Annotated in this window: 16 protein-coding genes; 7 read left to right on the top strand and 9 right to left on the bottom strand. The window is 71.3% G+C overall.

Annotated features, from left to right (window positions below):
• Positions 1-43: 43 nt before the first annotated feature.
• From ACFQQI_RS02505 to ACFQQI_RS02495, 3 genes are read right to left on the bottom strand one after another with little or no spacing between them, the layout of a single operon-like run.
• A complete protein-coding gene (locus tag ACFQQI_RS02505; RefSeq protein ID WP_378557423.1) occupies positions 44-994 on the bottom strand; it encodes a PLP-dependent cysteine synthase family protein in 951 nt (316 codons plus the stop codon).
• A gap of 4 nt (positions 995-998) precedes the next feature.
• Entirely contained in the window at positions 999-1,277 is a 279-nt protein-coding gene (locus tag ACFQQI_RS02500; protein ID WP_378557420.1) for a MoaD/ThiS family protein, read from the bottom strand.
• A gap of 14 nt (positions 1,278-1,291) precedes the next feature.
• On the bottom strand, positions 1,292-1,723 hold the full coding sequence (locus ACFQQI_RS02495) for a Mov34/MPN/PAD-1 family protein (RefSeq protein ID WP_378557417.1): 432 nt from the start codon (positions 1,721-1,723) through the stop codon (positions 1,292-1,294).
• 95 nt (positions 1,724-1,818) lie between these two features.
• On the opposite strand from ACFQQI_RS02495, the gene gdhA reads away from it, so the two are divergent.
• On the top strand, positions 1,819-3,165 hold the full coding sequence (gdhA, locus tag ACFQQI_RS02490; RefSeq protein WP_378557414.1) for an NADP-specific glutamate dehydrogenase: 1,347 nt from the start codon (positions 1,819-1,821) through the stop codon (positions 3,163-3,165).
• A gap of 99 nt (positions 3,166-3,264) precedes the next feature.
• Here the strand turns inward: gdhA and ACFQQI_RS02485 are convergent, their stop codons facing one another.
• Genes ACFQQI_RS02485 through clpS form a run of 3 tightly spaced genes read right to left on the bottom strand, consistent with a single transcriptional unit; the run spans position 3,265 to position 4,624 of the window.
• On the bottom strand, positions 3,265-3,732 hold the full coding sequence (locus tag ACFQQI_RS02485) for an NUDIX domain-containing protein (protein WP_378557411.1): 468 nt from the start codon (positions 3,730-3,732) through the stop codon (positions 3,265-3,267).
• Positions 3,732-4,316: a DUF2017 domain-containing protein gene (locus ACFQQI_RS02480; RefSeq protein WP_378557408.1), complete on the bottom strand. Its 585-nt coding sequence runs from the start codon at positions 4,314-4,316 to the stop codon at positions 3,732-3,734. Before ACFQQI_RS02480 ends, ACFQQI_RS02485 begins: the two co-directional genes overlap by 1 nt.
• Positions 4,317-4,333: 17 nt before the next feature.
• Entirely contained in the window at positions 4,334-4,624 is a 291-nt protein-coding gene (gene clpS, locus ACFQQI_RS02475) for an ATP-dependent Clp protease adapter ClpS (RefSeq protein ID WP_378557405.1), read from the bottom strand.
• 6 nt (positions 4,625-4,630) lie between these two features.
• On the opposite strand from clpS, the gene ACFQQI_RS02470 reads away from it, so the two are divergent.
• From ACFQQI_RS02470 to ACFQQI_RS02460, 3 genes are read left to right on the top strand one after another with little or no spacing between them, the layout of a single operon-like run.
• Positions 4,631-5,959 (top strand): nicotinate phosphoribosyltransferase, encoded by a 1,329-nt coding sequence (locus tag ACFQQI_RS02470; protein WP_378557402.1) that lies wholly within the window; start codon positions 4,631-4,633, stop codon positions 5,957-5,959.
• A 17-nt stretch (positions 5,960-5,976) separates the two neighbouring features.
• Entirely contained in the window at positions 5,977-6,552 is a 576-nt protein-coding gene (locus ACFQQI_RS02465) for an isochorismatase family protein (protein ID WP_378557399.1), read from the top strand.
• The gene (locus tag ACFQQI_RS02460) at positions 6,545-7,315 is read left to right on the top strand and encodes an enoyl-CoA hydratase-related protein (RefSeq protein WP_378557396.1); all 771 of its coding nucleotides are present in this window, start codon (positions 6,545-6,547) and stop codon (positions 7,313-7,315) included. Before ACFQQI_RS02465 ends, ACFQQI_RS02460 begins: the two co-directional genes overlap by 8 nt.
• A gap of 100 nt (positions 7,316-7,415) precedes the next feature.
• On the opposite strand, the gene ACFQQI_RS02455 is transcribed toward ACFQQI_RS02460, so the two are convergent.
• The 3 genes from ACFQQI_RS02455 to ACFQQI_RS02445 all read right to left on the bottom strand — a co-directional run bounded on the left by ACFQQI_RS02455 (position 7,416) and on the right by ACFQQI_RS02445 (position 10,820).
• Positions 7,416-9,266, bottom strand: coding sequence for a bifunctional metallophosphatase/5'-nucleotidase (locus ACFQQI_RS02455; RefSeq protein WP_378557393.1), 1,851 nt, complete (start codon positions 9,264-9,266; stop codon positions 7,416-7,418).
• Between the two features lie 105 nt (positions 9,267-9,371).
• Positions 9,372-9,908 (bottom strand): DUF1697 domain-containing protein, encoded by a 537-nt coding sequence (locus tag ACFQQI_RS02450; RefSeq protein WP_378557390.1) that lies wholly within the window; start codon positions 9,906-9,908, stop codon positions 9,372-9,374.
• An 18-nt stretch (positions 9,909-9,926) separates the two neighbouring features.
• Positions 9,927-10,820 (bottom strand): diiron oxygenase, encoded by an 894-nt coding sequence (locus tag ACFQQI_RS02445; RefSeq protein ID WP_378557387.1) that lies wholly within the window; start codon positions 10,818-10,820, stop codon positions 9,927-9,929.
• 58 nt (positions 10,821-10,878) lie between these two features.
• Between ACFQQI_RS02445 and ACFQQI_RS02440 the strand changes: the two genes are divergently transcribed.
• The 3 genes from ACFQQI_RS02440 to ACFQQI_RS02430 all read left to right on the top strand — a co-directional run bounded on the left by ACFQQI_RS02440 (position 10,879) and on the right by ACFQQI_RS02430 (position 13,638).
• Positions 10,879-11,565 carry a TetR/AcrR family transcriptional regulator gene (locus tag ACFQQI_RS02440; protein ID WP_378557384.1) on the top strand — a complete coding sequence of 229 codons (687 nt, stop codon included), beginning with the start codon at positions 10,879-10,881 and terminating at the stop codon, positions 11,563-11,565.
• Entirely contained in the window at positions 11,562-11,852 is a 291-nt protein-coding gene (locus tag ACFQQI_RS02435; protein WP_378557381.1) for a DUF4873 domain-containing protein, read from the top strand. The genes ACFQQI_RS02440 and ACFQQI_RS02435 overlap by 4 nt, the downstream gene beginning before the upstream one ends.
• A gap of 94 nt (positions 11,853-11,946) precedes the next feature.
• Positions 11,947-13,638: an alkaline phosphatase family protein gene (locus ACFQQI_RS02430; RefSeq protein WP_378557378.1), complete on the top strand. Its 1,692-nt coding sequence runs from the start codon at positions 11,947-11,949 to the stop codon at positions 13,636-13,638.
• Positions 13,639-13,653: the final 15 nt, after the last annotated feature.

Below are 13,653 nucleotides of genomic sequence, written 5' to 3'. Positions count from 1 at the left end.
CGCTGCTCGACCACCGACGATCAGGTCCGCTCCGCGTCCCTGATCACGCCCAGAGCTGGCCCTCGAGGCGGTCCTCCGCCTCGTCGACGGTGCCCTCGTAGGCGCCGGTCGACAGGTACTTCCAGCCGCCGTCGGCGACCACGAACGCGATGTCCGCGCTCTCCCCGGCCTTGACGGCCTTGGCGGCCTGGCCGAGCGCGGCGTGCAGGATCGCGCCGGTCGAGATGCCGGCGAAGATGCCCTCGAGCTCGAGCAGCTCGCGGACCCGGCGTACGGCGTCGCGCGGCCCGACCGAGAACCGCGAGTCGATGAGCGAGGCGTCGTACAGCTCCGGCACGAAGCCCTCGTCGAGGTTGCGCAGGCCGTAGACGAGCTCGCCGTACCTCGGCTCGGCGGCGACGATCCGCACCTCCGACTTGGCGCTGCGGAAGAACCGGCTGACGCCCATCAGGGTGCCGGTGGTGCCGAGACCGGCGACGAAGTGGGTGATCGAGGGGAGGTCGGCGAGCAGCTCGGGTCCGGTGCCGAGCTCGTGCGCGAGCGCGTTCGCGGCGTTGCCGTACTGGTAGAGCATCACCCAGTCGGGGTGCTCGGCGGCGACCTGCTTGGCGACCCGCACGGCCTCGTTGGACCCGCCGGCGGCCGGCGAGGACACGATCTCCGCGCCCCACATGCGCAGCAGCTGGCGCCGCTCCGCGGAGGTGTTCTCCGGCATCACGCAGACGATGCGGTAGCCCTTGAGCTTCGCGGCCATCGCCAGGGAGATGCCGGTGTTGCCCGACGTGGGCTCGAGGATGGTGCAGCCGGGACGCAGCGTGCCGGCCTTCTCGGCCTCCTCGATCATCATCAGGGCCGGACGGTCCTTGATCGAGCCGGTCGGGTTGCGGTCCTCGAGCTTCGCCCAGAGGCGTACGTCGGGGGTCGGCGACAGCCTCGGCAGCCCCACCAGCGGCGTACCGCCGACGGAGGCCAGGAGGTTGTCGTAGCGGGTCATCGGATCAGCGCGCGCCGCCGGCGACCGCCGGCAGGACGACGACCTGGTCGCCGTCGCTGAGCTCCGCCTCGAGCCCACCGATGAAGCGGACGTCCTCGTCGTTGACGTAGACGTTGACGAACCGGCGGAGGTCGCCGTTGTCGATCAGGCGCTCCTTGATGCCGGGGTGGCTGGCGTCAAGGTCGTCGATCAGCGCGCTCAGGCTGGCGCCGTCGGCGGTGACGGCCTTCTCGCCGTCGGTGTAGGTGCGCAGGATGGTCGGGATCCGGACCTCGATGGCCATGGTGTCTTGACTCCTCAGTTGCTCAGCGTGTCCACGACCGTGACCTCTTCCTCGGTCACCTCGCCGTCGACGATCCTGTAGGACCTGAACTCCACGGGACCCTCGTTATTCCCGTGCTCGCGTGTGCTCACCAGCACGTAGTGCGCGCCGGGCTCGCTCGCCAGGCCGATGTCGGTGCGGCTGGGGTACCCCTCGGTCGCCGTGTGTGAGTGATAGATCACGACCGGCTCCTCGTCGCGGTCCCACATCTCCTTGTAGAGCTCGAGGAGCTCGGTGGAGTCGAACTCGTAGAACGTCGGCGACCCAGCCGCGTTGACCATCTCGATCATCCGCTCCGGACGGTCGCTGCCCTCGGGGCCCGCGACGATCCCGCAGGCCTCGTCGGGGTGGTCCCGCTTGGCGTGCGCGACGATGGCGTCGTACGTCGCGCGGTCGATGGTCAGCACGGCTCCAGCGTAGAGGGGTGGTCGGGCCCACCCGCGCGACGCCCGTCCTCCGGACCGATGCCGGACGCCCGGACCACCAGACTTACAGTGCGTTGGTGCCGACCCTTGATCCTGCGCTGCGCCCGCACTACGACATCGTCCTGAACCGCAACCCCGGTGAGCGGGAGTTCCACCAGGCCGTCGCCGAGGTGCTCGAGTCGCTGGCGCCGGTCGTGAAGCGGCACCCGGAGTACCTCCACCAGGCGGTCATCGAGCGGATCTGCGAGCCGGAGCGGCAGCTGATCTTCCGCGTCCCGTGGGTCGACGACCAGGGCCAGGTGCAGGTCAACCGCGGCTTCCGCGTCGAGTTCAACTCCGCGCTCGGGCCGTTCAAGGGCGGCCTGCGGTTCCACCCGTCGGTCTACCTCGGCATCGTGAAGTTCCTCGGCTTCGAGCAGATCTTCAAGAACGCCCTCACGGGCCTGCCGATCGGCGGCGGCAAGGGCGGCTCCGACTTCGACCCGAAGGGTCGCAGCGACGCCGAGATCATGCGGTTCTGCCAGTCCTTCATGACCGAGCTCTACCGGCACCTCGGTGAGTACACCGACGTCCCGGCCGGCGACATCGGTGTGGGTGGGCGCGAGATCGGCTACCTCTTCGGGCAGTACAAGCGGATCACCAACCGCTACGAGTCCGGCGTGCTGACCGGCAAGGGTCTGGCGTTCGGCGGATCGCGGGTCCGCAAGGAGGCCACCGGCTACGGCACGGTGTTCTTCACCGAGCAGATGCTCGCCGCCGCCGGCCAGACCCTCTCGGGTCGTCGCGTCATCGTCTCCGGCTCGGGCAACGTGGCGATCTACGCCGCGGAGAAGGCCATCGCGCTCGGCGCCCAGGTCGTCGCCGCCTCCGACTCCTCGGGCTACGTCGTGGACGAGGCCGGCCTCGACCTCGACCTGCTGCGCCAGGTCAAGGAGGTCGACCGGGCCCGCATCTCGGCGTACGCCGAGCACCGGGGCTCGGCGAAGTACGTGGAGGGCGAGTCGGTCTGGGACGTCCCGACCGAGGTCGCGCTCCCCTGCGCCACGCAGAACGAGCTGGACGCCGACGCGGCGCGCACGCTCGTCGGCAACGGCGTGGTCGCGGTCGCCGAAGGTGCGAACATGCCGTGCACACCCGAGGCGACGCGGATCTTCCAGGAGGCCGGCGTGAAGTTCGCGCCCGGCAAGGCGGCGAACGCCGGCGGCGTGGCGACCAGTGCGCTGGAGATGCAGCAGAACGCCTCGCGCGACTCGTGGACGGCCGAGTACACCGAGCGCCGGCTGCAGGAGATCATGACCGGCGTGCACGACCGGTGCCTGGCGGCGTCGGAGGAGTACGGCGCACCCGGCAACTACGTCGCCGGCGCCAACATCTCCAGCTTCATCCAGGTCGCCGACGCGATGCTCGCGCTCGGGGTCGTCTGAGCGCCCCGAGCCTGAGCCTGCGAAGGCTCGGACGCAGGCGCCAGGTCGAGGAGACGCGCGACCGACGAAGGAGGTCGCGACCGGCGTCTCGAGACCGACTCAGATCCGGAAGCGCGCCGCGGTCTCCGCGGCGAGGACGTCGTCGATCCGCTGACGGATCGACGACGACATCGCCGGCAGGTCGGCGATCGGCCACCACCGGACGTCGACGTTCTCGTCGTCCGCCACCCGCGCCTCACCCGCGACCCAGGTGCAGCCGAACGTGAGGTCGAGGTAGGCGGCGCGGTCGCCGTTCTCGTAGACGACGTCGGGGATCACGCCGACCGAGGCGAGCCGGTCGACGGTGACCTCGACGCCGGTCTCCTCGAGCGCCTCGCGGGCCGCCGAGACCGCCGGCTCCTCCTCGGGGTCGACGATGCCGGTGACCGGCGACCACTCGCCGTTGTCGGCTCGCCTGGTGAGCAGGAGATCGTCGTCGCGGCGGATGACGGCCGTGACGCCGGGCAGCCACAGCGGGTGGGTGCCGATCAGCGCGCGCAGCTCGGACACGAAGGGCGGGATCGGCATCAGGCGCTCAGCGCTCCGACCAGGGTCTCCTGGAGGTAGCCGACCCACTCGTAGATGTCGTGCGCCTGGGCGCGGGGGTCGTCGTCGGGCAGGGAGTACCAGTAGGCCTCGTCGCCCTCCACCACCCCCAGCCGGGTCGCGAGCGCGAGCCGGAGGTCGGTGAACGACCGCATCCAGGTCAGGGCGGTCGGCTCGTCGAGCTCGACGTCGATCACCAGCCCGTCCTCGGCGAGCTCCTGCGGCAGCCCGGCCTCCTCGAGCCCGTCGATGATCGTGATCGCGGCCGCGGCCTTGCCGTCGCGCAGCGTGCCCTCGGTGAACCGGCGGAACTCGGCGGCCGCCTCCTCGTCGTCGGGGTACGCCGTCGGGAACAGCCGCGCCAGCACCGGGTCCTCGGGCTCCTGCGTGGGACCGGAGAAGTCCAGCAGCGCCTCGATCGGGTCGACGTCGTCGCGGGGCTCGGCGGCCTCGTTGCGGAGCAGCTCGACGAGCTGGCCCGCGAGGGAACGCAGCAGGTCGGCCTCGAAGCCCGAGAAGTTCGCGATGATGAGCTTGCTGCGGCGGTGGCGATGAAAAGCACTCATGCTTGGCGGCTCAATCCCTAGTCCTGCCTGTCCATCGTCGCCCAGAGGCCGTACTCGTGCATCGCCTGCACGTCGCGCTCCATCTCCTCGCGGGTGCCGTGGCTGACCACCGACTTCCCGTCCTCGTGCACCTCCATCATCAGCTTCTCTGCCTTCTTCTTCGGGTAGCCGAAGTACTTCTGGAAGACGAACGTCACGTAGGACATGAGGTTGACCGGGTCGTTCCACACGATCGTCACCCACGGCTTCGCCGTCTGGACGATCTCGTCGGGCGTGATGGTCGGCTCGACCTCGACGGGCGCGGTCACGGACCCATGTTTGCACAGCGGAGTTGGCACACTGGCCTCGTGGCTGTCCCGACCGCGCCCTCGACGGCGTTGCTCACCGACCACTACGAGCTGACGATGCTCCAGGCCGCGCTGCGGTCGGGAACGGCGCACCGTCGCTCCGTCTTCGAGCTCTTCCCGCGGCGGCTCCCCGAGGGGCGCCGGTACGGCGTCGTGGCGGGCGTCGGCCGGGCCCTGGAGGCGATCGAGGCCTTCCGCTACGACGACGCGACGCTCGCCGCGCTCGAGGACGTCGTGGACGCGCCGACGCTCGAGTGGCTGTCGTCGTACCGCTTCTCCGGCGACGTGTGGGGCTACGGCGAGGGCGAGGCCTACTTCCCCTACTCGCCCCTGGTCGTCGTCGAGTCGTCGTTCGCCGAGGCGGTGCTGCTCGAGACGGTGCTGCTGTCGATCTACAACCACGACTCCGCCGTCGCGTCGGCGGCCTCGCGGATGACCCTCGCCGCCGGCGATCGGCCGTGCATCGAGATGGGGTCGCGGCGCACGCACGAGGAGGCGGCGGTCGCGGCCGGCCGGGCGGCGTACGTCGCGGGCTTCGCGTCGACCTCCAACCTCGCCGCCCGGCACCGGTACGGCGTGCCGACCACCGGCACCAGCGCCCACAGCTTCACGCTCCTGCACGACACCGAGGCCGACGCCTTCCGCGCTCAGGTCGCCGCGCTCGGCACGGGGACGACGCTGCTGGTGGACACCTACGACGTGGCCGAGGCCGTCCGGGTCGCGGTGGAGATCGCCGGCCCTGAGCTCGGCGCGGTGCGGCTCGACTCCGGCGACCTCGCGGTACAGGCCGCGGAGGTGCGGGCCCAGCTCGACGGGCTCGGGGCCACCGGCACCCGCATCATCGTGACCAGCGACCTCGACGAGTTCGCGATCGCCGCGCTGGCGGCCGCGCCGGTCGACGGGTACGGCGTCGGCACCGAGCTGGTCACCGGGAGCGGCCACCCGACCTGCGGCTTCGTCTACAAGCTCGTCGCGCGCGAGTCGGACGCCGGCGAGATGGTGTCGGTCGCGAAGCGCAGCGTCGACAAGATCTCGGTGGGCGGCCGCAAGTACGCGCTGCGGAGGCGGTCGGCCGCCGGGGTGGCCGAGGCCGAGGTGGTCGGCATCGGCGAGCCGCCCGTGGACGACGGCGACGACCGGTCGCTGCTGGTCCAGCTCGTGCGGTCCGGCGAGCTCGTCGGCAGGGAGTCCCTGGACGCCGCCCGCGAGCGCCACCTCGCCTCCCGCGCCGAGCTGCCCGTGGTCGTCCAGCAGATGTCCCGGGGCGAGCCGGTGATCCCGACGATCCACCTGTGACCGGTAGCGTTCGTGACATGAAGCGTGCCCTGATCGTCACGGACGTGCAGAACGACTTCTGCGAGGGTGGCTCGCTGCCGGTCGACGGCGGCGCCCGCGTCGCCGCCGACATCGGCGCCGTGCTGCGGGCCTGGTCCGCGGGCGGGCCCGACGCCCCGGCGTACGACCACGTGGTCGCGACCAAGGACCACCACGTCGACCCGGGCGACCACTGGGCGAAGGAGCCCGACTACGCGGAGTCGTGGCCGGTGCACTGCAAGGTCGGCACCGACGGCGAGGCCTTCCACCCCAACCTCGACCCCCAGCCCTTCGACGCGATCTTCCTCAAGGGCGAGCACGCCGCGGCGTACTCCGGCTTCGAGGGACGCACCGTCGACGGCCACGCGCTTGCGGACTGGCTGAAGGCGCACCAGGTGACGGCGGTCGACGTGTGCGGCATCGCGACCGACTACTGCGTGCGGGCGACGACGCTCGACGCGCTGAAGTCCGGCTTCGAGACCCGGCTGCTGCTGGGGCTGTGCGCGGGGGTCGACCCCGACTCGACGGCGACCGCGGTCGCCGAGATGGAGGCTGCGGGAGTGCACCTTGGCTGACCTGCTGGTGGAGGCCGCCGACGGCGTGCTCACGCTGACGATGAACCGGCCCGAGGTGTTCAACGCCATGAGCGACGAGATGAGCGACCGGCTCGCCTCGGAGCTCGAGGCGGCGCCGTCGCGGGCGGACGTGCGGGTGGTGGTGATCACCGGTGCCGGTGCGGCGTTCAGCGCCGGCGCCGACATCTCCGGTGAGAACGCGCACGAGCGCTTCGACGTCCGCGCCCTCGACCGCGCCAACCGCCTGGTCCGCGCGGTCGTCGGCTGCGACAAGCCGGTGCTGGCGGCCGTCAACGGCGTCGCCGCCGGGGTCGGCTGCTCCGTCGCGCTCGCGGCCGACCTGGCCGTGGCGTCGTCGTCGGCGACGTTCCTGCTCGCGTTCTCCCGGATCGGCCTGATGCCCGACGGCGGCGCGTCGGCCACGGTCGCGGCCTCGGTCGGAAGGGCCCGGGCGATGCGGATGGCGCTGCTCGCCGAGCCGCTCCCCGCCGCCGACGCCGGCGCCGCCGGACTGGTGTCGCACGTGGTGGACGACGCGGACTTCCCGGCGCTCGTCGCCAAGCTCGCCGGCCGCCTCGCCGCCGGTCCCCCGCTCGGCTTCGCCGCCACCAAGAAGGCCATCAACGCTGCCAGCCTCCCCGGCCTCGACGACGCCCTCGAGCGGGAGCGCACCGGTCAGACCATCCTGCTGCGCACCGACGACGTCGCCGAGGGGATGCGGTCCTTCAGCGAGCAGCGCCGGCCGGTGTTCCGCGGCGAGTAGCTGCTGTAACGGGGTGTTGTGGCATCTTTCGCCCCGTTGTGACGGGGTCATAGATGCCACAACACCCCGTTACATGCGCGACGCCGCCGCGAGGGCCAGCTCAGGTGACCGTGATCGGCTGGCCGTTGGCGACCAGCCGCCAGTCGACGGAGGCGAACTGGGCGGGGTCGATGGTGCCGTGGGCGGTGACCCAGTCGATGAGCAGCTGGCGGATCTCGTTCTGCCGGTTGTAGACCACCGGTGCCGTGGACACGGCGGGGAAGCCGCCGCCGCCCGACTGGCGGTAGTTGTTGACCGCGAGCACGAACTCCTGGTCGGCCGCGACGGGCGCGCCGGCGTACGACAGCCCGACGATCCGCGAGCCGACCGGCCGGGCGAGGTCGATGTCGTAGGTCAGCGGGGCGTCCAGGCCGGCCACCGAGTCGAAGTTGTAGTCGGGCGTGCCGTTGGGCGCGGTCGGGGTGACGGCGTTGGTGACGTCGGCCATGGGAACGGGGCCCGGGCCGGACACGGGCTTGAAGTAGCGGGCCGAGTACTCGAGGTAGTCCTTCACCTGCGCACCGGTCACGCGTACGGCGAGCAGCGTGTTGTCGTAGATGTAGAGGCCCGCCACGTCGCGGACGGTGACCTCCCCCGACGGGAACGACGCCGCGCGGTTGAAGGGCGCCGCGATCGACAGCACCGGCAGCGTGGCGTCGGAGCCGGCGAGGCCGGCCTTCACGGCGTCGGCCTGCACGTAGTTGACGAAGTCGATGATCGGCACGTCCTCGACGACCGCCCGCGCCGCCGACAGCGCGGCGGCGGAGGTGCCGATCACCGAGTTCACGTAGGTGATCACGGTGTCGTGCTGCGACCGCACCGCGCTCGCCACGTCGGGGTCCTCCGCGGCGGTGTTGGAGTTGAGCACCTGCGAGGTGGCCGAGACCAGCCGCCAGCCGCGACCACCCCGCCACCTGGTCTCCTCGACGAGGAAGTCCATCACGGCCAGCCGCCGACCCCAGTACGACGGCTCGCACAGCAGCACCTGCTGCCCGGTCTCGGCGTTCGTGACGTAGCGCTGCGCGATCTCGGCGTGCGCGTGGCCGACCAGGATGGCGTCGATGCCCGGCACCTGCTCGGCCACCAGCGACGAGGCGTTCTCGGGGTACGGCAGCGCGTCGCCGTACGACGAGGACGTGTCCGCGCCCGAGTGCGCCGAGACGATCACGATGTCGCAGCCGCGACGCCGCAGCTCGGGCACGAACTTCCGCGCCTGCTCGACGAGGCCGGGGAACTCCATCCGCCCCTCGACGTTGGCCTTGTCCCAGATCGCGATGCCGGGGTTGGTCAGGCCGAGCACGCCGATCTTGAGCGTGCGGCCGCGACCGACCCGGTAGTGCTTGATGAGGTACGGCGGGAACGCCGGTCGCTTGGTCGCCGGGTCGACCGCGTTGGCGCCGAGCAGCGGGAAGTCCAGCTGCCGCTCGAAGGTGCGCAACGTGTCGAGGCCGTAGTTGAACTCGTGGTTGCCGAGCGCCGCCGCGTCGTACCCGACCTCGTTCATCGCGCGCGCCATCGGGTGCACGGCGCCGCCGGTGATCGGGTCGATCTTCGCGTAGTAGTACGCCAGCGGCGTGCCCTGGATGGTGTCGCCGGCGTCGAGCGTCAGCACCGGCTCGCCGCGGCGGTCGCGCCGCACGGCCTTGATCAGCGTCGAGACCTTCGCCAGCCCGATGTCGTTGTGCGCGGTGTCGTCGAACTCGGCGTTCTTGAAGTAGTCCCAGTTGTAGACGTTGCCGTGCAGGTCGGTGGTGCCGAGCACCGTCAGCCGCACGCGGTCGGGGCCGTGGCCGTGGCCGCTGCCGGCGTACGCCGCATCGGTGTAGCCGGCCGCCGCGAGGGCGGCCGTCCCGGTGACGCCGCCGGCCAGGACGGCGCGGCGCGAGGGCAGGGGTGCAGACGATGACGACACAGGCGTTTCCTCCCGAGAACGGACCGAGCCACGCAGTTCTATCCCGTTCCTCCCCCTCCGACAAGGGGCGACACGCGGTCGGTGGCCCTGTTCACCTGCGAGCCGTCAGCACCACTTCTCCGCCAGGGTCCTGATCACGGTGAGGTTGCGGTTGGTCGCCGCCACGCCGAGGGCCTTCTCGACGCCGAACGGGTCCACGGTCCCCTGGACATAGCCGGCGCCGAGGAGCAGGTGGGCCGCGCGGCCGCGGACGACCACTTCGTTGACGTCCGTCGAGCGGCCGGCGAGCGCGTCGACGCGTGCGACCTCGGGCTCGGACTTGAGCAGGTAGACGAAGTGCCGCTCCAGCTCCCGGTCGGCGCCGAGCTCAGCGGCGTCGGCGGCGATGGTCCGCACCTCCGCCTTTGTGAACACCATCGTCGGCACCTCGAACCCGGCCTCGGCCGCGAACGCCTCCTCGAGCGCGGCCTCGATCCTCGCGCGCGACCGCAGCGAGGTGTCGAAGCGGACGTTGCCGGTGTTGATGTAGGTCTCGACTCCGGTGAACCCGGCCTTCTCGACCGCGGCCGCGATCGACGCCTTCGCGAACTTCCGCTTCGCGCCGAGGTTGATCGCCCGCAGGAATGCCACGTAGGTCGCCATGCGGGCGATCATGCCCGGTCAGCGGATCAGCATCGACTTCCGCCACAGCCCGCGCTGGTGACGCGGGATCAGGCCGAGGTCGTCGAGGTACGACGTGACCCGCTCGCCCATCCAGGCCAGCGTGTCCTGGTAGTGCGGGTTGGCGAGCGCGGCGCGACGACCCTCGCGCGGGTCGATCCCGATGGCCCGGTAGACCTCGGGGTTGACCAGCGCCCGCGCCACCATGAACGCGGTCTGCGCCAGCGCCGCCTGGTGCCACGTGCGCGTCACCTTGTTGAGGTCCGGCAGCATCGCCTCGACCTCGTCGCGCGCGAACGTCATGTGCCGCGCCTCCTCGAGCACGTGGATCCGGCACACCATGCGCACCAGCGGCTGCACGCGCTCGTCCTTCATCAGCTCCCGCTGCCATCGGTCGAGGATCTCCTCGGCCACCAGGATCGAGGCGTACGCCGAGGCGCCGACGCCGATCGTCTTCATCAGCTTGCCGAGGCGGTGGATGGTGGGCTGCGGGCCGTACGCCGGCGCGCCGACCTTCTCGATCGCCTTGCCGAACATCAGCGAGTGGCGGCACTCGTCGCCGACCTCGGTCAGCGCGTAGTGCATCCGCGACGTGCGCGGGTCGGCGTCGTACAGGTCGCGCACCATCATCTGCATCAGGATCAGCTCGAACCAGAGCCCGACGCTGGAGATGCTCGCGACCTCGTGCCGGGAGAGCTCGATCCGCTGCTCCTCGGAGAGCCGGTCCCACACGGGGGTGCCGTAGAGGGACAGGCGCTCGGGCTGCATGAACCAGAGACCGTCGACCAGGGGCGCGTCCCAGTCGATGTCCACCTCGGGGTCGTAGCTCTGCTTCGCGCTCGAGGTGAGCAGCCGGTTGGCGACGGCGCTGGTCGGGGTGTCGGTCATCGTCATGGGGGAGCCTCCCGAGTATCTGTTACCAGAAGTAACGGTTACCGCTAGACTGACGCACATGACGCGCCAGGTCAAGGACGGCAGGTCGGCCCGCTGGGACTCCCACCGCGAGGAGCGGCGGGCCGAGCTCGTGCTCTCCGCGGTCGCCGCGATCGACGCCCTCGGCCCCTCCGCGGGCATCTCCGAGATCGCCCGGGAGGCCGGCGTCAGCAAGCCGGTGCTCTACCGCTACTTCGACGGGCTCGACGACCTGTACGCCGCGGTCGGCCGCTGGGGCGCCGACGAGGTCCTCCGGCGGCTGCTGCCCGCGATCCTTACCGAGGCGCCGATCCGCGAGCGCGTCGCCCGCGGCGTCGACTCCTATCTCGCGACGATCGCGGAGCACCCGCAGGTCTTCCTGCTGCTCGTGCGCCACCGACCCGCGGGCAACGACCCCCTGGCCGACGGCAAGGCCGCCATCGCCGCGACCTTCGCCCGCGTGCTCGGCGACACGATGCGCGAGCTCGGGGTCGACACCGGCGGCGCCGAGCCCTGGGCGCAGTCGCTCGTCGGCATGGGCCTCGCGACCGGCGAGTGGTGGCTGGAGCGGCAGACGATGAGCCGTTCCGCCGTTGGCGCCTACCTGACGTCCTTCATCTGGCACGCGTTCTCGGGCACGGCCGGCGACCTCGGCGTACCACTCACGTCCCTGGACGCCCCCGACACCGTCCCCGGATCCATCACCCCACTCGAGGAGAGGCGATGACAGACAACACCCGGCACGAGCCCCAGGAGGAGTACGCCGGCCCCGCGACGCTGGTCGCCGGCGACGTGGAGCTCGCGGTCGACGCCGACCTGCGCGGCCACGTCGAGCCGATCGACGGACGCTTCCACTGGTACGGCCGGCTCGCGGCCTCGCCCGCGCTCGCCGAGGTGTCCTCCGGGTCGACGGTGACGCTGTCGACCGAGCATGGCGCGGCCCAGGGTCGGCTCAACGACATCGACCCGTGGGGTCGGCCGCGAGTGAGCGGGGTCGGGCGACCGCCGTTCTGACGTACCTCCCGCAGGGGATTCCGCGGACGAGACGCGAGGAATACCTTCGTCCCACGGTTCGCGGCAGCGCAGCCGCGCCGGGAGGGAAACCGTCATGGCTCGTCCCCGCACGCTCGCCGCGCTCGCCACCGCGCTCGTCGTCACCGCCGCCGGAGCGCACGCCGGCGCGGTGGCGGGAGGCCCGGGGCACGGCCCACGCCCGGCCGATCGGCCCACCAAGGTCGTCATCATCGTGGTCGACGCCCTGAGCAGGGAGATCGTCGAGAAGTACGACATGCGCAACGTCGAGGCCCTGATGCGGCACGGCGTCGACACCCCGCGCGGCTACCTCGGCCACACCGGGTCGGTCACCGTCGTCACCCACAACGTGATCACCTCCGGCCAGCTCCCCAAGCACATGGGCTGGACCGACGAGGGCTACCGCGACGTCGCCGACGTGCTGCCCGACCGAGAGCCGACCAACCCCGACGAGCTCTACATCACCAGCAACTTCGGCAGCAGCGAGATGTTCGCCCTGCAGGAGGCGGCCGGCTACCCGAAGCTCGGGGACTACCTCGGCGCGGCCGACCCGTCGGCGAAGAACTTCACCATCAGCCCCAAGGGCTACGCGGGGTACGCCTTCGGCGGGACGGGCTCGGACTCGATCATCACCTTCGGCAGCTCGACCACCTGCACGGGCGTCGCGGGGTCCTGGCGCCCGCCGAGCGGGATCAACGTGCCGTCGTACATCTCGGGCGACCCGTGCAGCCGGTTCTGGGTGCACAGCGGCTACCCGGCATACGCCTACGACACCACCAAGCTGCCGGCGGTGCTCTACCCGCTCGACAGCGACCGCTACACGACCGGCAAGGACGCGGCGCACCCCGGCGGCGACGTGTGGGCCACCGACATCGCCATCGAGGTGATGCGCCGGGAGCCCAGCTGGAACGGGATCTTCGTGACCCTCCCGGGCGTCGACAAGGCCGCGCACATGTGGGGCGGGGTCGACGACCCCGGACCGACGGGCGCCGACGGCGACCCCATGACGCACATGGCGGCCGCGACCGCCGAGGCCGACCGGCAGGTCGGCAGGATCATGGCCGAGCTCGAGGCCCGGGGCGTGCTCGACGACACCCTCGTCGTCCTGACCGCCGACCACGGCTCGGTGGCAGGCAGGAGCTTCCACGGTGCGCTGGTGCCGACGCGGGACCACGGCTACTTCAACTGGTACTACGGCGACCCCGAGAACGACACCGTGACCTACGACAAGCCGCAGGCCGCCCTGAAGCCGCTGGTCGACACGGGGAACGTCGGGCTGTCCTACAGCGACTCCATGCTGCGCGTCTGGCTCAAGGACCAGTCCCGCGCCAAGGTCGACCAGGCCGCGACGGCGATGCAGACCATGGCGGACGTGACCGCGGTGTGGCGCCGCCACGGAGACCACTTCGACCGGGTCTCGCCCGTGCGGTGGGACCGGATGCGATCCGGCGGCGAGCGCCGCTGGTTCCTGGAGAAGGCGCAGGAGCTCGTCGACACCGAGGCGGCGGAGTACGGTCCCGACCTGATCGCCACGCTGCCCGACGACACGACGTACTCCGTCGCCGGCGACCACGGAGGCATCCAGCGCGCGTCCCAGCAGATCCCGATCGTCTTCGCGGGCGCCGGCCTCTCGGGCAAGGACCTGCACGCCGAGGTCCGGTCGGTCGACATCATGCCGACCGTGCTGAAGGCGATGGGGATCCGCGCGACCCACCCGATGGACGGCACCGCCTACACGCTGCCCACACGCGGGAAGCACCGGCGCTAGCAAGCGCGGGCTCCG

Origin of the sequence: Nocardioides sp. GCM10030259, from assembly GCF_042666375.1 — a bacterium.
GTDB lineage: Bacteria > Actinomycetota > Actinomycetes > Propionibacteriales > Nocardioidaceae > Nocardioides.
This window is presented reverse-complemented; position numbering and strand designations above follow the sequence as displayed.